Origin of the sequence: Psychrobacter sp. S4(2024) (assembly GCF_036861305.1) — a bacterium.
GTDB classification, from domain to species: domain Bacteria; phylum Pseudomonadota; class Gammaproteobacteria; order Pseudomonadales; family Moraxellaceae; genus Psychrobacter; species Psychrobacter cryohalolentis.
The window spans coordinates 529,648-548,335 of sequence record NZ_JAZAQR010000002.1 but is presented as its reverse complement, the minus strand read 5'-3'; the positions used below and the strand labels follow the sequence as shown (position 1 = coordinate 548,335).

General features: G+C 43.8%; 15 protein-coding genes and 1 riboswitch. Of the genes, 8 read left to right on the top strand and 7 right to left on the bottom strand.

Annotated features, from left to right (window positions below; all coding sequences use genetic code 11):
- Positions 1–7: 7 nt before the first annotated feature.
- Entirely contained in the window at positions 8–895 is an 888-nt protein-coding gene (locus VLA57_RS07230) for an alpha/beta fold hydrolase (protein WP_333954727.1), read from the bottom strand.
- A gap of 49 nt (positions 896–944) precedes the next feature.
- Positions 945–2,855, bottom strand: a complete 1,911-nt coding sequence (locus tag VLA57_RS07225; protein WP_333954726.1) for an ABC transporter ATP-binding protein — start codon at positions 2,853–2,855, stop codon at positions 945–947.
- 277 nt (positions 2,856–3,132) lie between these two features.
- On the opposite strand from VLA57_RS07225, the gene VLA57_RS07220 reads away from it, so the two are divergent.
- Entirely contained in the window at positions 3,133–3,981 is an 849-nt protein-coding gene (locus VLA57_RS07220) for an EamA/RhaT family transporter (protein ID WP_133103962.1), read from the top strand.
- Positions 3,982–4,154: 173 nt separating this feature from the next.
- Entirely contained in the window at positions 4,155–5,057 is a 903-nt protein-coding gene (locus VLA57_RS07215) for a fructose bisphosphate aldolase (protein ID WP_133103961.1), read from the top strand.
- A 171-nt stretch (positions 5,058–5,228) separates the two neighbouring features.
- Here the strand turns inward: VLA57_RS07215 and thiC are convergent, their stop codons facing one another.
- From thiC to argH, 3 genes are all read right to left on the bottom strand, one after another.
- Entirely contained in the window at positions 5,229–7,115 is a 1,887-nt protein-coding gene (gene thiC / locus VLA57_RS07210; protein WP_133103960.1) for a phosphomethylpyrimidine synthase ThiC, read from the bottom strand.
- A 239-nt stretch (positions 7,116–7,354) separates the two neighbouring features.
- Positions 7,355–7,478: riboswitch (TPP riboswitch) on the bottom strand.
- A gap of 79 nt (positions 7,479–7,557) precedes the next feature.
- Entirely contained in the window at positions 7,558–7,848 is a 291-nt protein-coding gene (locus tag VLA57_RS07205; protein ID WP_011512469.1) for an oxidative damage protection protein, read from the bottom strand.
- A gap of 145 nt (positions 7,849–7,993) precedes the next feature.
- Entirely contained in the window at positions 7,994–9,367 is a 1,374-nt protein-coding gene (argH, locus tag VLA57_RS07200) for an argininosuccinate lyase (protein WP_011512470.1), read from the bottom strand.
- Between the two features lie 116 nt (positions 9,368–9,483).
- Between argH and VLA57_RS07195 the strand changes: the two genes are divergently transcribed.
- From VLA57_RS07195 to VLA57_RS07170, 6 genes are all read left to right on the top strand, one after another.
- Entirely contained in the window at positions 9,484–10,635 is a 1,152-nt protein-coding gene (locus VLA57_RS07195; protein WP_201530571.1) for a sensor histidine kinase, read from the top strand.
- 195 nt (positions 10,636–10,830) lie between these two features.
- Entirely contained in the window at positions 10,831–11,568 is a 738-nt protein-coding gene (locus VLA57_RS07190) for a LytR/AlgR family response regulator transcription factor (protein WP_011512472.1), read from the top strand.
- Positions 11,569–11,751: 183 nt separating this feature from the next.
- Positions 11,752–12,789, top strand: coding sequence for a hydroxymethylbilane synthase (gene hemC / locus VLA57_RS07185; protein WP_333954725.1), 1,038 nt, complete (start codon positions 11,752–11,754; stop codon positions 12,787–12,789).
- Positions 12,790–12,901: 112 nt separating this feature from the next.
- Positions 12,902–13,891 (top strand): uroporphyrinogen-III synthase, encoded by a 990-nt coding sequence (locus VLA57_RS07180; protein ID WP_333954724.1) that lies wholly within the window; start codon positions 12,902–12,904, stop codon positions 13,889–13,891.
- Positions 13,892–14,020: 129 nt separating this feature from the next.
- Positions 14,021–14,971 carry a hypothetical protein gene (locus VLA57_RS07175; RefSeq protein ID WP_201530567.1) on the top strand — a complete coding sequence of 317 codons (951 nt, stop codon included), beginning with the start codon at positions 14,021–14,023 and terminating at the stop codon, positions 14,969–14,971.
- Positions 14,972–15,077: 106 nt separating this feature from the next.
- Entirely contained in the window at positions 15,078–15,563 is a 486-nt protein-coding gene (locus tag VLA57_RS07170) for an acyl-CoA thioesterase (protein ID WP_201530566.1), read from the top strand.
- A gap of 105 nt (positions 15,564–15,668) precedes the next feature.
- On the opposite strand, the gene ribBA is transcribed toward VLA57_RS07170, so the two are convergent.
- Together ribBA and VLA57_RS07160 are read right to left on the bottom strand one after the other, a co-directional pair.
- The gene (ribBA, locus tag VLA57_RS07165; RefSeq protein ID WP_011512477.1) at positions 15,669–16,781 is read right to left on the bottom strand and encodes a bifunctional 3,4-dihydroxy-2-butanone-4-phosphate synthase/GTP cyclohydrolase II; all 1,113 of its coding nucleotides are present in this window, start codon (positions 16,779–16,781) and stop codon (positions 15,669–15,671) included.
- A gap of 312 nt (positions 16,782–17,093) precedes the next feature.
- Positions 17,094–18,383, bottom strand: coding sequence for a replication-associated recombination protein A (locus tag VLA57_RS07160; protein ID WP_333954723.1), 1,290 nt, complete (start codon positions 18,381–18,383; stop codon positions 17,094–17,096).
- Positions 18,384–18,688 lie beyond the last annotated feature (305 nt).

Genomic DNA, 18,688 nt, shown 5'->3' with positions numbered 1-18,688 from the left:
GGTCAGCTTATTTATTGCTCTGATAATGCTCATTAATAATTTGAGCGCAGATTTCTGGCGCCTCCATGGGTAATAAATGTCCATATTCTGGTAAGGAAATAATACTGCTATCAGGAACAAATTTGTGCCATTGTTTACGTACTTTTGGATTAATAAATAAAGTAGGTTTGCCAGTAATCAAAGTGTAAGGGCAGCTTAATTTCTTGAGTGCGGCATCAATATGAGGGGCACCAAAATAATTAGCTAACTCTTGTTCTGGTGAGAATAGCAGAGTATAGCTACCGTCATTGTTAGTGCTCAGGCTTTGTGTAGCAAAGGTTTTTAGGTTTATATCACTAATACGTTGATATGCCCGCTGCTCCCGCAAGTGCTCGAAGTATTCCTGAATACTTGCCCAAGTGGTTTGCTTAGTTACTGTACTTTTAAAGGGTTCTTGGCTTAGTAAAAACTGCCGCGGCAACAGATTATATATTCTTGCTTGTTTTTTGGTAAAGGTAACAGGCTCGATAAGATAGAGCTCTGAGAAAAGCTCTGGACGCTGAGCCGCCGCTATTGCAGTAGCAGTTGCGCCCTGCGAGTGTCCAATACCAACAACTGGTTTATCTTGGGTTTTTTCTAAAAACTCAATCAGCATCTCAGCATCTTGCTCACGCGTTAGGCGGCGTGCTTGCGGTTTATCGTACCAATAGCCGCGTAATGCCAATGAACTCAGCTCAAAGCTGGCAGCCAGCTCATTTAACAATGGTGTATAGGTACCAACGGTAAAGCTGTTACCCCCATAAAAATGGGCAGGCGCACGCTTGTAATCAGTTTGATTGGCTGAGCCTAGTTGCTGTAAGTCATAATAGCGAGCCTGTCTGCCAGCAAGGTTGATGCGATTTGTATAAGCTTCCATAAAATAAACACGTCCCTGTGAGAAGTTGCTCTTAGTAAAATGCTTTTAATTAACTGTCTTCACCTAAGAAGCCGCCGCTTTGGCGATGCCATAATCGTGCATAGATACCATGTAGATTCAATAGTTCATCATGGCTGCCTTGCTCAATAATTTGACCTTTATCCATCACAACCAGTCTATCAAGAGCGGCAATGGTTGATAAGCGATGGGCGATGGCAATAACTGTCTTGCCAGTCATAATATCGTTCAGGCTTTCAGTAATTGCAAATTCGATCTCAGAATCGAGCGCACTGGTGGCTTCATCTAACAGTAGAATAGGCGCGTTTTTTAGCATAACACGTGAGATGGCAATACGTTGACGCTGCCCACCCGAAAGTTTGACGCCGCGTTCACCAACTTGAGTATCCAGCCCCATGTTGCCTTTATCATCATATAAATCTTTGATAAAGTCCCATGCCTGAGCTTGTTTTGCTGCGATGATAATCTGCTCGTCAGTAGCATCAGGACGACCATAAGCAATATTTTCGCGTACGGTACGATGTAATAAAGAGGTATCTTGGGTCACCATGCCGATTTGCTGACGTAAGGACTCTTGGGTCACCTCATCAATCGCTTGACCATCAATGAGGATTTTACCTTTATCGACATCAAAGAAGCGTAAGAGTAGATTGACCAAGGTGGATTTGCCGGCACCTGAACGTCCAACCAGACCGATTTTTTCGCCGGGTTTGATGTCCAAGTAAAAATTATCGAGAAGTTTGATAGTAGACGTGGCTGATAGGTTGCCGTCGTTTAAATTTCCACCATCATTATTGTCTGCATCATCGCTGTCATTCTCATAACTGAAGTCGACATGATCGAAGACGATACGCCCTTCTGTGACTTTTAAAGCTGGTGCATGGGGTTTGTCAATGATGGTTTGCGGTGCAGATAAGGTACGCATACCGTCCTGTACCGTACCGATACTTTCAAACAAACTTGCCGTCTGCCACATAATCCAACGCGTTAAACCATTCAAGCGTAGCGCCATAGCAGTTGCAGCAGCAATAGCACCGACACCAATGGCTTCTTGTTGCCATAAATACAAGCCAATACTGGCAGTACTACTGACCAAAACAACACTAATCAAATGCGTTGAAAACTCAAGATAGCTGACCCAGCGCATTTGTGCATGGACGGTACCCAAAAACTGCCCCATGGCGTTTTTGGCGTAACTGAGCTCACGGCGCGAGTGACTAAACAGCTTGACGGTCATAATATTGGCGTAGGCATCAGTAATGCGCCCCGTCATCAAGGCGCGAGCATCTGCTTGTACAATAGCCGTTTGTTTGAGTTTAGGTATGAAATACCACATCGCAAGCCAAACTAATACAAACCACGCGATAAAGGGGATCAGTAGCAAGCTATCAAGATTGAAGAGAATGATACCTGAAGTGATAAAATAGACCGCGACATACATAAACATGTCAGTAACTGTCATAACAGTATCACGTACTGCCAATGCCGTTTGCATCACTTTAGCAGAAACGCGCCCGGAGAATTCATCTTGATAAAACTGCATGGATTGTCCAAGCATGCGCTGATGAAAACGCCAGCGCATCTGCATGGGGAATACCCCTTGCAAGGTTTGAAAATGGACGAATGAAGACAAAGCAATCCACAATGGGCTGACAATCATCACCGCCAGCATGAGCAGCAGCATGTCGCCTTTTTCTAGCCACAGATTTTGCGGGGTATAAACCCCAAGCCAGTCAACAATATTACCAATCCAAGCAAAGAGCATGGCTTCGTAAATACCAATACCGGCTGACAAAATCATAAACAGCAGTAGCCAGCCGCGTAAACCATTGGTGCACGCCCACAGAAACTTTAGCATACCATCGCGAGGTGAGGGTAGCGGCATTGGAGTTTCAGGGAAGGCCGGCAGGCGATTTTCAAAAAAGCGAAATAGAGCGTTCATAGGCAATAGCAATACGTCAAGATAAGCGTGAATAGACGCTATCTTGAGCCATTATATAAGTGAGTAAGTAGTGTGCTATTTTAGCAAATCTTAACCCTCACGCTTACAGGCTAATTGTAATTTGAACGCAACAGACACTAATTTGCATATCTTATGACCCGTCAAAATAAATGGCTTGCTGGATATGAGCTATATTGTTACCTTCTATAATTTTCTCTCCTTTTAAATTAACACTGATATATGCCCTCGATATAATGGATGACTAAGGTAAAGAGTTATGATGTATTTAACGATAGCAGTGCTGTGTAGCGTTGCCGTCTCTGTATTACTTAAAATATTACGCCAACGTGATATTGATATTCGTCAAACCATCGTTGCCGGTTATCCGGTCGCCTTTTTATTGACTTGGTTTTTATTGAAGCCAGATGTCAGTGGCATGAGTGACCTTGGTGGAGCATGGACCATTATTATCGCTCTTGGTGTACTACTGCCTGCGGTATTTATTATACTCGGGCGCGCGATTGAAGCGGTTGGCATGGTAGCTACTGATGCCGCTCAGCGACTGTCCTTGATCATTCCTATTGTCGCCGCTTTTTTATTATTTGGTGAAGTATTGACAGGCATACGCGTTTTTGGCTTATTGCTTGGGTTTTTGGCGCTCGGGGCGCTGATTTATCGTCCGCAGCAGGGTGAGATTAGCAAACAAGCCAAACATACACCGCTATGGTTGTTTGGCGTCTGGGCAGGCTATGGCGTTATTGATATTCTATTTAAACAAGTTGCCAAGCAAGGTGCTGCCTTTCCACTGACACTCTTTGTCAGTTTTGGGTTGGCAGGTCTGCTATTGTTGATTTATCTGCTCATCATGCGCGTACGCTGGCAGGGCAATGCACTTGCAGCAGGGATATTACTTGGTGCGCTAAATATGGGTAATATTTATGCTTATATTCGCGCTCATCAAGTATTGTCAGAATCGCCAAGTATCGTCTTTACTGGGATGAACGTTGGTGTGATTGCTGTTGCTACTCTTATAGGCGTTGGAGTATTTAAAGAATCACTCAACCGTATTAATATATTGGGTTTATTATTGGCGATTTTCTGTGTCGCAGTCTTGTTTTTGGCGTAGATATTTTTGGCGTAATATAGGTATAACAACAATTTTATAAATGCTTTTGCCGTTCAGTTATAGGCACATATAGCATCCTATGGTAAGGTTATCTACGAACAGTTAAACTAATATCAGCTAAAAATATCATTTGTGACACTTGACCTCAATAAATAAAATAGGATGCTCTTTCCATGGAATATCAAAACCAATATAACAAACAGCTACAACGTATCAAAAATGGTTCAGGATTTATCGCAGCCCTTGACCAAAGTGGTGGCAGCACGCCAAAAGCGTTAGAGAATTATGGAGTTATGGGCGATGCCTATGACAATGACGAAGCCATGTTTGACCAAGTGCATGAGATGCGAGCGCGTATCATGACGTGCGACTGCTTTGATAATGAGCGGGTACTTGGCGCGATTTTGTTTGAAGATACTATGGAGCGCGCGGTCAATGGTAAGCCCACTGCCAACTATTTATGGGAAGACAAGCAAATCGTCCCGTTTTTAAAGGTGGATAAAGGCTTAGCAGAGCGTATGAATGGCGTGCAAGTCATGCGCCCGATGCCAAATCTAGATCTATTATTGGACAAAGCAAAAAACTATCCAGTATTTGGTACTAAAATGCGCTCCGTGATTTATGAGCCAAGTGTTGATGGCATTGAGTTAGTTGTCCAACAGCAGTTTGACGTAGCAAAGCAAATCCTATCAAAGGGTCTAATGCCGATCGTTGAGCCAGAAATTGATATCAATAGTGAGAAAAAGCATGATTGTGAGCTGATTCTTAAAACCAGTATTTTGCATAATCTTGAGCGCTTAAATGATGAGCAACAAGTGATGCTCAAGCTGACCTTGCCTGAAGAAGCCGGATTTTATCAAGAACTGATTGATCATCCGAAAGTATTGAAAGTCGTGGCATTATCGGGTGGTTATAGTCGCACGGATGCCTGCGCAAAATTGAAGCAAAATCCGGGTATGATTGCTAGCTTCTCGCGTGCCTTTACTGAAGGCTTGAGCAAGCAGCAAAGCGATCAAGAGTTTGCTGATACTATTAATACTTCGATTGATGAGATTTATCAGGCTTCTAAAATTTAACTTTTAGAGTCTAATTTGAAATTTTAAGTTTAAAGCATTCATCTATTAGTATAAAAAAAGCCCCTGTTATGTGCAGGGGCTTTTTTTATACTTGAACAATAGTTGTTAGCGTTGTATTTCTATACTTTTTTATATAACTGCCGAGCTTCTTTGTGAGATTTTTCTGTCAGTTTATTTGGCATTTAGTCCTTTGGCATACTCACGGACATTCTGAGTGATTTTCATTGAACAAAACTTTGGACCACACATGGAGCAAAAGTGTGCCGTCTTGTGTGCATCTTTGGGTAAGGTTTCATCATGAAATTCGCGCGCGGTATCAGGGTCGAGCGCCAGATTAAATTGATCATCCCAGCGGAATTCAAAACGGGCTTTTGATAAGGCGTTATCACGAGCTTGTGCGCCCGGATGACCTTTGGCAAGGTCGGCGGCATGGGCTGCGATTTTATAAGTGATGATGCCGTCTTTGACATCCTTTTTATTCGGCAGACCCAAATGCTCTTTTGGGGTGACATAACACAGCATGGCGGTGCCAAACCAGCCAATCATCGCCGCGCCTATCGCACTAGTGATATGGTCATAACCCGGTGCGATATCGGTGGTTAAGGGTCCTAGTGTATAAAAGGGCGCATCAGCACAAACTTCAAGCTGCAAATCCATATTCTCTTTAATACGGTTCATCGCTACGTGTCCCGGACCTTCAATCATGACCTGTACGTCATGCTTCCATGCCACTTGCGTCAGCTCGCCAAGGGTACGCAGCTCACCAAACTGCGCTTCATCATTGGCATCTTGCAAGCAGCCCGGACGTAAGCCATCGCCCAAACTAAATGCCACATCATACTGTTTCATAATCTCGCAGATGTCTTCAAAATGAGTATATAAAAAGCTTTCTTTATTATGAAACATGCACCACTGTGCCATGATAGAGCCACCACGCGAGACGATACCGGTTAAGCGTCCAGCAGTTAGCGGAACGTATTCAAGCAATACGCCAGCGTGAATAGTGAAGTAATCAACGCCTTGCTCGGCTTGCTCGATAAGGGTATCGCGAAATATCTCCCACGTTAAATCTTCGGCTACGCCATCGACTTTTTCTAATGCTTGATAAATCGGCACCGTACCAATCGGTACAGGTGAATTACGAATCAGCCATTCACGGGTTTCATGAATATGGTTACCAGTAGACAGATCCATGATGTTATCCGCACCCCAACGCGTCGCCCATGTCATTTTCGAGACTTCTTCATCGATAGAAGAACCCAGCGCTGAGTTACCGATATTGGCATTAATTTTCACCAAAAAGTTACGCCCGATGATCATCGGCTCAGATTCAGGATGATTGATATTGTTCGGGATAATAGCGCGACCCGCGGCAACTTCACTGCGTACAAATTCTGGGGTGATAATCGCTGGCGTGTGCGCACCAAAAGTCTCGCCTTCGTGCTGGCGCATATCAGTCAGCTCATGCTGTTTTTGGGTTTCGCGGATAGCTATATATTCCATTTCTGGGGTAATAATGCCACGGCGAGCATAGTGCAATTGAGTAACGTTACCTACTTTCCCATCAACAGCTTTAGCACGGCGAGGCTTGTCAATATGAGCAAAGCGTAAGTTTGCAGTACTGATATCACGTGCGCGCGCCAGACCGTATGAGCTTGATAAACCAGCTAGCTGTTCGGTATCACCGCGCTCATCTATCCAACCTTCGCGTAGTTTTGGCAGACCTTTGGTCAAGTCAATTGCGGCATTGGGGTCGGTATAGACGCCTGAGGTGTCATAGACATAAAACGGTGGATTTTGCTCCCACTCGGACTCGGACACGCCTTGGATAGGAGTAGGGTCAAGGGTAATCTCGCGCATCGGCACTTGAATATCAGGGCGTGAGCCTTCGATATAGACTTTGCGAGAGGCAGGCAAAATGCGATGTAGGTCGCGTGCGTCTTCTTCAAAACGGGCGTCAGTTTCGCTGCGATGGGCGGGAGTTTTTAGTGCGTCTGCTTTGCTTGCTTTTACAGGGGTATGCGTAGTGGCTTGCGAGCCAATATCTGAAATAGTCATATGCTGTCCTAGCGTGTTGGTTTTTGAATAAAATCAACACCGCCAGTATCTGCGGGGCAAGCCTATCCCATATCGATAAATTCAATCACGAAACAATAATGCTATCAAAATTTATTTTGATAGCTTATCTATAAAGGATTGGTGGGCATCGTTTTATTTATTGGCATACAGCAATATAAAGCGCTGCTAGATATGAACAATAATAAAAAGGCATTTCTGCGCGCCCTTTATACAGATATAACATAAGCTTAAGACTTCCCTGCGTCGGTACTAACCGCATCAGGTTCGGCGGGTGGTTTCTCAGCGACCATACGTCAACTGCATATTAAGCAGTCAATATATATCGCACCCCGAGTCTGTCAGTGTTGTGAATCTTCTTAATACTATCAAATTTCGACGACAAGTCCTAGTCATTTACCGATTTGTTAGTATCGTTTCAATATTAACTTTCTGGTGTCCAGCCCTGAGCACGCTCATAATCTTCATTATCTAAAAATTTATCACGCTGCTCAGTCAAAAATTGCTTCGCTTTTGGATCTAGCATACTAAGATGGTTTTCGTTAATCAGCATGGTTTGCTGCTCAAGCCACTCTTTCCAAGCCTTTTCAGACACGGTTTCTTGCAGTTCTTGACCTTTTTTATTCGGAAAAGGCGGATGCGGCATTTTTGGTAACTCTTGCTGATATTTGCGGCAAAAAACGGTATTGGCTTGTGGGTTAAAGGTTTCGGTCATGAATGACTCCTGTTTATAATGGTTTTTTTAATGAGGTTGATAATAAATAATATTACCTAATACTGTACCTGATTATGCTCAAAAAAACACCCGCAACAAAGGCGGGTATTTTTAATAATAAAGCGCTAATACTATTAAACAGATATTAAGCGAATAATTCCAATCGAGTACGACCACGGCTGACGGCTTGTTTGACTTGATTCGGCGCAGTACCGCCCAAATGATCACGCGCGGCAAGTGAGCCTTCTAAGGTTAAATACTCAAACACGTCTTCACCAATCGCATCGCTAAACTGCTGGAGTTGCGCAAGAGATAAGTCGCTTAAATCAACGCCCTCAGCAATGCCCAAAGCGACGGCATTACCGACCACTTCATGAGCATCACGGAACGCTACGCCACGGCGCACCAGATAATCCGCTAAATCAGTTGCAGTTGCATAACCTTTCATCGTGGCGGCGCGCATATTTTCTTTATTCGGCGTGATATTTGGTAGCATATCAGCAAATGCTAATAATGAACCGGTCAAGGTATCAACACAATCAAATAGCGGTTCTTTGTCTTCTTGATTGTCTTTATTATAAGCAAGCGGCTGGCTTTTCATGAGGCTAAGTAGCGTCATTAATTGACCAAATACTCGTGCGGCTTTACCACGAACCAACTCTGGTACATCAGGGTTTTTCTTTTGCGGCATGATAGATGAGCCGGTACAAAAGCGGTCAGGAATCTGAACAAAGTTAAATTGTGCTGACATCCAAAGAATAATCTCTTCGCTCATGCGTGACATATGCATCATTAAAATAGATGCTGCCGAAGTAAACTCGATGGCAAAATCACGATCTGATACGGCATCTAGCGAGTTTTGGCAAATACCTTCGAAACCTAATAGCTCAGCGGTAATGGTACGGTCAATTGGAAAAGTCGTACCAGCAAGTGCCGCGCTACCAAGCGGCATTTGGTTAATGCGACGACGGGCATCGACTAGGCGCTCGGTATCACGGTATAGCATCTCAAACCATGCCATGACATGATGACCAAAGCTGACCGGCTGCGCGGTTTGCAAATGGGTGAAGCCTGGCATGATGGTATCAGTATGTTGCTCAGCCAAATCTAGCAAGCCACTTTGCAAGCGCACCAATAGCGCAATGATATTATCAGTCTCTTCGCGTAACCAAAGACGAATATCAGTCGCCACTTGGTCATTACGGCTGCGACCGGTATGCAGCTTTTTGCCTACCGCGCCGACGATATCGGTCAGGCGCGATTCGACGTTCATATGCACGTCCTCTAACGCAATCGACCAATTAAACTCACCGGCTTCGATTTCGCGTAGCACTTGATGCAATCCATCAATGATCGTTGCAACGTCATCAGCTTCCAAGATACCGCATTCTCTGAGCATGGTCGCATGGGCAATTGAGCCTTGAATATCGTGGCGGGCAAAGCGCTGGTCAAAACCAACCGATGCGGTAAAGGCTGCCACAAAGCTGTCGGTCGCTTCACTAAAGCGTCCTCCCCACATCTGCTGACCCTGACTACTAGTAGTAGGGCTGTTCTGTGCGGCAGCGTTTGTTATTGAAGCATCTGTGCTAAACTCAGAAGCAGATGAATTTTTATTTGAATCAGGATTACTAAGGTTTGAAGAATTGGCGTTCATATCAGTCTAAGACAAGTCAAGAGAATAAGAACTCAAGTATAGCAAATGATGAGGTTGCCTTACTAGCGGAGCGCTTAGAGTTTTTTATACCCAAGCTCATGGAAATCATGAAACCTTGGCAATGGCTGCTGGCAATCTTTTTTTGGTCGCTTTTTTTAGCGATTGTCGATCGTCATAGCGTTGTCAATGAAACACAATTTGCCATAAAAATGACGGCAAGATTTATCCAAACCACCTTAACACTACTGCCTTCCTTTTATCTCATTGACTATCTACGCCCTGTTTTTAAACGTATGCGTACATTGAAGGTGAGCTTATATGTTCTGTTCATCATTACTATCAGTGCCATTATCACGTTGATATTGGTTCTGTTATTGATGATCAATACAGGCGCCTTTACCTTTACTCTCACTGCTTTTATTTCAACCGTTATCTTTAATACTTTAATTATTGCAGGATTTACCATTACAGGATTGCTGATCTTTTTACGTCGTTATCGTGAGATGATGGCGTTGAAGCAATCTTTTGAAAAAAAGCTTGCCGCCCAAAATGATGTATTAAAAGCGCGTCTGGCACCGCATTTCTTTTTTAATACCATCAATACCTTGATGTCACTGATTGAGACCAATCCTTCTCGCGCTGCCGATTTATTACAACACGTTTCAGTATTATTTCGTGCCAGCTTTAATGGCGCGCGCGAGATCAGTTTTGCAGAAGAGGTGGCACTTTGTGAGCATTATTTGGCCATTGAGGCGATTCGATTGGCAGACAAGTTGGTAGTAAGTTGGCAGCTGCCTGATGAAAATACCATGTATGACATGGTCATCACCGCTTTGAGTTTACAGAGCGTGATTGAAAAAATGCTGCTGAATGTGGTTGAGAGGAGCACTGAAACTGTATATATCGATATTCATGTCACGTGGCTACAGCACCGTGTGGCAATCACCATTAACGTGCAATTACCTAAAAATAGTTTAATGATCCATCATGATTTGCGCCAACATATGGATTTTCATATTCAAGCGCAGCGCTTACAAGCGTATTTTGGTCAGAGTGCAGATATCCAAAGTAGGGTGACAAGCAAACAGATTATGACCACTATCGATTATCCGCTACAGGACGTTAGCTTATAGCTTTTTTAACCGTGGCATATTTATTGCAGCATTTATTATATCGCACGAATAGTATGGACAGATGATAAGTCTGATTAAGGTAAATCTATTATCAAAAACCATTATTTCCCTATACTAAATGATAGGTTACAAGTGCTAATATATTATTGATATTTTTAAATATATGTTCAAAGTATGCCCTTGAAAGGAGCTTGCATGCGGATCGTAGTTTGTGATGATGAACCATTAGCTCGTGAACGTTTGGTTAGGATTGTTAAAGAGTCAGGTCATGAGGTGGTTGCCCAAGCAAAGACGGGTATCGAAGCCATTAGTGCCGTAAAATCTCAGCAGCCAGACATCATATTGCTAGATATTCGTATGCCTGAGATGGATGGCGTACAGTGTGCGCAAGAGCTTGCTAAGCTGCAACATCCGCCCGCAATCATCTTTGTGACGGCCTATGATCATTATGCCATTGCCGCTTTGAAAGCCAATGCTATTGGTTACTTGCTAAAGCCTGCCAATAAAGATGAGTTGCTCGAAGCCCTAGAAAAAGCCACCAATCTCAATGCTGCACAGCTCAATGAGATTCGTAAACTTGAAAGTCCAACGTCTCGTCCAGTGCGCGAACATATTGCAGCGCGTACCCATCGCGGTGTTGAGCTGATAAAACTCAAAGACATCTACTATTTTACGGCAGATCAGAAGTACGTCAAAGTACGGCACAAGGATGGCATCGTGCTCATTGATGACACCTTAAAAGAGCTTGAGCAAGAGTTTGAAGACAAGCTGTTCCGGGTACATCGTAACGCTATCATCAATATCAAATATTTAGATTTTTTAGAGACTTTAGATGCCGGCCAATATCAGCTACATTTTAAAGGAATTGATGAGACTTTAGCAGTGAGCCGCCGCCATTTACCAGGGCTGCGCGAAAAGATTCAAAACATCTAAGCATGCCTCACTTTGTCTCCTAAAATAATCACGCCATATCATCAAACCCTTATTTATGCTTAAATAGGGGTATTTTTTTTGCATTATTATCGTTATAAACCATTTTTACGCCCCATCTTGGGCGAAAAACTCACATTATCGTCGAGCAATGACCGTTTAGTATTAAAATTATTGAGGCCTTTTATGAGCACCATGCAGCAACCTGCTTTGACTACCTTAAATATCGCTACGCGCCAGAGCCCACTGGCATTATGGCAAGCTGAGCATATTCGTGATCGATTACTAGCTTTGTATCCTGAAATGACCATCAATCTGCTAAAAATCGTCACTAAAGGTGACAAAATTTTGGATACGCCACTGGCTAAAATTGGTGGGAAAGGTTTATTTGTTAAAGAGCTTGAGCAAGCACTGTATGACAAGCAAGCAGATATCGCGGTGCACTCACTCAAAGACGTGCCCATGGATTTACCAGAAGGGTTGACGCTAGGCGTTTATTGCAAACGTGCTTCACCAACCGACGCTTTTGTATCGAATACTTATCATAGTATCGATGAGTTGCCACAAGGGGCAGTAGTAGGAACCGCAAGTTTGCGGCGTCAGTGTCAAATCAAAGCTTATCGTCCCGATTTGCAAATTAAAACCCTACGCGGCAATGTCGGCACGCGACTAAGCAAGTTAGATGCGTGCGAGTATGATGCGATTATTTTGGCGACTAGTGGTCTACAGCGCATTGAGCTTGATGCACGTATTCGTAGTGAGTTGGATATCAATATTTGCTTGCCAGCAGTTGGGCAAGGCGCGTTAGCAATTGAATGTCGTGAAGATGATGCTGACGTATTAAAATTATTGGCACCACTCAATGACGACAAAGCCCGTATCCGCTTAATCGCTGAGCGCGCATTAAATCGTCATCTACAAGGTGGTTGCCAAGTACCTATCGCCGCTTATGCTGTATTACAAAAGGCAGATGCATTGGCTGCTGATAATGATAGCAATGATAATGACAATGGTAACAACGATGCTGGCGATACCTTATGGCTGCGCGGTCGCGTTGGTCAAGAAGATGGTAGTGAGCTGCTTAAGGTGGACAAGCGCCAGACGTTGATGGGCAGTCAAGCTGAGCAAGAAGCCCAAGCCAACCAGTTGGGTATCGAAGTTGCTGAGATGTTATTACAAGCAGGTGCTGGTGAGATTTTATCAGCAATCTATCATCCTGAATAATAGCTAGTCTGTATAACACTGGATCACCATTATCAACTCAGTCATAGAGTTATCATGGTTTAGATGACTCTATGATGGTGCTAACTCTATTTGCTTTTTTCACGGTATATTTATGTCTTGGTCATCATCTAAGTCCACGGATTCAAATCAACCAATTAATACGCCATTATTGCTGCCGCAGATCGTCATCAATACGCGCCCAGTCGAGCGTGCCGCCCCACTGACGCGACATTTACAAGCGGCAGGTATGTCGGTTGTTGATATGCCGATGTTGACACTGCAACCGCGTTTGACCACTGATAGTGATATGATACTGATGCGCCAATGGCTAGCAGGCGAGTATCAAGCACTGGTCATCGTGAGCCCGACAGCGGCAGCCTCAGGGTTGGCTATTTGGCAGTTGCTTGAGCGTGAGCGTGAGCGTGAGCACCAAGCTAATGGCGCGACTGATAAAGAAGTAGAGGCTATAGAAGGTAGCTCTAATATTTTAGTAGCGCCAAGCCATCTGATTGCGGTTGGTGAAGCGACTGCTACGGTGTTAAATGAGGCAAAGTTAGCAAACGCCAGTTATCAAGTACTACAGCCTGCTATTGCTAATAACGAAGGTATGCTGGCGATGCCTGAGATTGATAGCCTGCAGGCGGGGGATAAGCTACTCGTGTGGCGGGGTCTTGGTGGACGACGATTATTGGTCGATACTTTGCAAGCGCGCGGTGTGCATATCGATAGCATTGCTTGGTACGAGCGCAAAATGCCTATTGATGCCATGATGCAGTATCAGCAATGGCTACAAGATTTCAATAATCGAAATGCGACCGTTGGCATAACCGCGTCGCAGCAAGCAAAACCCATTGTCATTGTAAGTAGTGGTACCGCATTTGAGCATTGGGAAAGTATCGTTCAGGCTGCCAAAACATTCGATGTAGTAGCAGAACACCAAGTAATGTCAGTCAATGCGCCACTTAAACTATCAGACTTTTGTTATGTGGTATTGGGTGAGCGCTTAGCCAATATGGTTGCTGAGCAAAATTTAAGTTATTGGCGCGTAGAGGATTTGGCGCCAGAAACCATTCTCACTGCTATTAAGACAACCAGCTTATAATATTTAACACATAGTTAATTTGAGATAAAAAAGAGACGTTCAGCGTAACGTGCTACTACTCTAAAATTACTTAAACTACTTGCTCAACTGTTTACGCTTAACCTTATCAATCATGAACGGTGTGGCCTTATGCCAATGAATTCTGAATCGTTATCGAAAGATCCTTCTGCTCTTCAGCAGCGCCGGCAAGCAAATATGTTCTTGTTACGCTTGCAATGGGTGGTTATTTTATTGTTGATAGGCGTCTTACTGTGGCTATATATCAGTCAGCAGCGTTTTCAGCATACGGTCAATGAGCGCTTGCAAAGTAATGAGCAAGTTGTCAGCCGTTTAAATGAGATGGACGACCGCTTATTTGCGATGAGTCAACAAACGCTGCCAGCGACTAGTGCAGCAGTCAATAGCCAAGCTCAAAATCAGCTTGATTTATTACGTATCCAGATACAAGCTGCTGATAGGTTGCTGGCAGACAGTAATGGCAGTGCGGCGATTGATTTATTGCAAGGTCTACATTGGCAGCTTTCACAAAAAAGTAACGAGATTGCGCCTGCACTAACGGTCGTCATCAAGCAAAGCTTGGTTAAAGATATTGAGCGCTTACAAGCGAGAAGCGCTCAGCCAAGCTCTTGGCAGCTACAAAATCTTGCGATTCAAAATATCCAAGATTTTTTATATCGCCATGAGCGTGCTGCTAATACTGAGCTCAACAGTGCACCACAGAAAAACACAACGACGAGCCAATTTACTGACAATAGCCGTTTAACGCGTCGGCAGCTGACGATTCATGAAGCCATCATGACCTTAAATCTAGCCAGCCAAGCCAGCAACATGCATGATCGTGATCAGTTAGTCATGTATTTAAATCAAGCACGTAAGCAGCTGCAAACGCTGATGCCTAAACAAGCAGAGTCACAGGCTTCTATCGATAACAAGCAACAGTCAGAAAAAAATGACTTGCAGACCAAATCCTCTCCTAAGAATATGCCAGAAGTGATCGAAGATTTGGATAGACTGATTGTTAATGCACCAAAAGCATCGCCATTATTAACCTCACAGATTTTAAATAAGCCGCAACGTTAATGCACTACTGATTTATACGATTGTTTTAAAGTATTATTGTTTTAAAGTATTATTGTTTTAAAGTATTATTGTTTTAAAGTATTATAAAAATAAGAGACAGGCAGTTATGGAACTTTTCAATCAAACATCTATCATTGATAATTTGGATAATCATCGTCCTGAAGAGCTAGCGCATTATCCTATTATCCATCAGCAGCCGATTCATTGGGGTGAAATGGATGCCTTTAATCACCTAAATAATGTGGTGTACTATCGCTACGCTGAGTCAGCCCGTATTGACTATTTGCAGGCGCTGGGCATGTTTGATGGCAATATGGTTACGGTATTGGCACAATCAAGCTGCCAGTATTTGCGCCCAGTGATTTTTCCTGATACCTTGTTATTAGGCGTTCGTTGCCAGCGTTTGGGTACCACCAGCATAGTAATCGAGTACAGCTATTATAGTATGGCACAAGCTGCCATCGTTGCGACCGCTGAGGCAGTGATAGTGCGCTTGGAGAGCAATGGTCAAGATAAAAAGCCATGGACGAACGAGGAGCGTGAACGACTACTAGCTCTAGAAGCAACGTTCGGTCATATCCCACAACTCTAAGTATGATGCTTTGTGGTTAAGCTTTGAGCAAATAATAAAAAAGGCGCACCAACCTCAGTTGATGCGCCTTTTTTATTGATCATAAGTTTCTATTAATTAAGCCTATTAATCTTGCTTTGGTGCATGGACAAAATCAACCACGTTCAAATCAAAACCTGATAAGGCATAAAACTTCATCGGTGAGGACAAGAGGCGCATATCACGTACCCCTAAATGACGCAAAATCTGTGCGCCAACACCAATACTGCGATATGGTTGCTGTGTGATGGTAGACAGAGCTTCATTCAATGCCGCCTTGTCCAAGGCATCACCTAGGTCAGTCGGCTCATGATTGCCAATCCAAACCAAGACACCACGCTCTGATGCACTGATCTCTTCTAATGCTGAGCGTACGCTCCAGCCGCTACGACCAGTGGTATCATTTTTGGCAGCGAATAAATCGCGTAGAGGATGGAAACCATGGACGCGAACAGTGCTAATACCTTGGCTCACATCGCCTTTAACCAAGGCTAAATGGGTTTCAGTTGCACCGAACTCACGGAAACGATGTAAGGTAAAAGTGCCATACTCGGTCTCAAACGGATGCGATGCAATTTCTTCGACGGTTTGCTCATTAGCAATACGGTAGTTAATCAAATCAGCAATCGTACCAATTTTTAAATCATGTTCCTTTGCAAATACTTCAAGATCATCACGGCGTGCCATGGTGCCATCCGCATTGATAATCTCTACAATCACTGCTGCTGGCTCAAGTCCGGCAAGACGTGCCAAATCACAACCTGCTTCGGTATGTCCGGCGCGGTGCAAGACACCACCATTCTGTGCCATGATTGGAAAAATATGCCCAGGCTGAACGATATCTTCTGGTTTTGCAGAAGAGGAGACAGCTGCTTGAATGGTACGCGCGCGGTCAGCGGCTGAGATGCCCGTAGTCACGCCTTCAGCTGCTTCAATAGAAACGGTAAAATTGGTACTAAATTTTGCTTCATTACGGTCAGACATGAGTGGCAGTGCCAACTGCTGGCAACGTGCTTGTGACAAGGTCAAACAAACTAAGCCACGTGCATGAGTAATCATGAAGTTGATATCTTCAGGGCGCACGTGGGTCGCTGCCATGATAATATCGCCTTCGTTTTCGCGGTCTTCATCATCCATCAAGATGACCATTTTACCTGCACGAATGTCTTCGATAATCTCAGGAATCGTATTTAAACTCATAGTAGATCTCAATATTTTATTATATAAATAGGTGTCAATATGGGATATAAAGCGTTGTCTGCCTATTGTAGCAGTAGATGCGACAAAGCGCTGTTGTGGCTAAGCAAAACGCGCTGGATCAAATTTATCAACTGTAGACGTTATCTAATCATTGCTTACACATCATTATGAGGACATTTTAACGCTTTTCATCCCACTGTGCTGCCTCATCTTGAAACTATATAGGCCAGTCTATCTAAAATCGTGATTAGTATCACTAATGGTAACGACAATTGATAGATCGCCGCATATAATCAGTCATATTTTGAGTGATTAGTCATTACTCGCCGCTTGGTCTTTCAGCCAATCGATAAACTGCTTGCTATGCTGCTCACGCTGATTGTCCGCAAATTCATAAAAGCGCGTACCGATTAAATTGTCTGGTAAATAACTTTGCGCATAATAATGATTGGGATAATTGTGGGGATAGATATAATCTTGTCCATAGCCTTGATTGCGCATTAATTTGGTCACGCCATTACGTAGGTGTAGCGGCACAGGTGAGGCGTCTTTTTCTGCCAAGCTCATCGCAGCATTGATAGCGTTGTAAGTACTATTACTTTTGGCACTGGTTGCCAGATAGACCACCACTTGCCCCAAGATAATACGTGATTCTGGCATGCCGATGGATTGCACGCTGCGCAATGCCGCATCAGCAAGGAGTAGGGCATTAGGGTTGGCGTTACCGATATCTTCACTGGCTAAAATTACCAAACGCCGCGCGATGAAGTCGGCAGGCTCACCGCCCACCAGCATCCGTGCCATCCAATATAGTGCCGCGTCAGGATCTGAGCCGCGCACTGACTTTATCATGGCTGAGACCATATCATAATGCTGCTCACCATCTTTATCATAGCGTACGAGTGCAGTCTGGGCGACACGAGCGACTAAGGCATCGTCGATAATGAGCGGTGATTGCTTGGTATCAGCCGTTTGAATCGCCAGCTCTAATAAATTAAGGGCTTTTCGTGCATCACCATGTGCCAACTGGCTAATCGTATCTTGCGCCTGCAAATCGACCGATAGGTTTTTCAGTATATTATCTTCTAAAAGCGCCCGCTGTAATACCGCACTGATTTGCTCAGGCGTCAATGGCTCTAGGCGATACACTTGGCAACGAGACAAGAGGGCATTATTGACACTAAAGGAAGGATTTTCAGTGGTCGCGCCAATCAAGGTGATATCGCCAGACTCTACTGCACCAAGTAGCGCATCTTGCTGAGCTTTATTAAACCGATGAATCTCATCAATAAAGACCACCGGCGACTCAAAACTCAATGAATCCTTAGTATCTAATACCTCGCGTAACTGCTTAACCCCAGTATTTAAAGCAGATAGTGCGTGGAAGGGTCGTTCAACGGCATCCGCCAAAAGCATAGCGATGGTTGTCTTGCCAATGCCTGCTTCTCCATGCAAAATAATAGACGGTAGGTGTCCTTGCTCTACCAAGCGCCTTAGCGGAGCACCTACTGCTAACAAGTGCTCTTGACCAATAATGGCATCAAGCGTGGTCGGGCGCATACGCTGGGCGAGGGGTGTATCAGCATGAAAATTAGGTGGCATAAAATTCTCTATAGCTTCTGTGATTCAAAGCTTTTTATTGTAAGATTAAACAGTTATCCATAGTATTCAAAGTCAAATTACTGTTTTTGATATTTGTCTTTATAATGCTGTCCTTATTGCGATTAAGCAATAAGTCATAAATAAGGTAATAATTCATGATGTTTTTAACATTATTATAAAAGCTAGGCTAACGCAGATTCACGTTAATAAAAGTCAGCTAAATGTACAGCTTATGTCTTTAACGCTTTATTTATATCTATATTATCCCTATTAAGGTGTTAACTAACTTTACGAAAATGATAGAT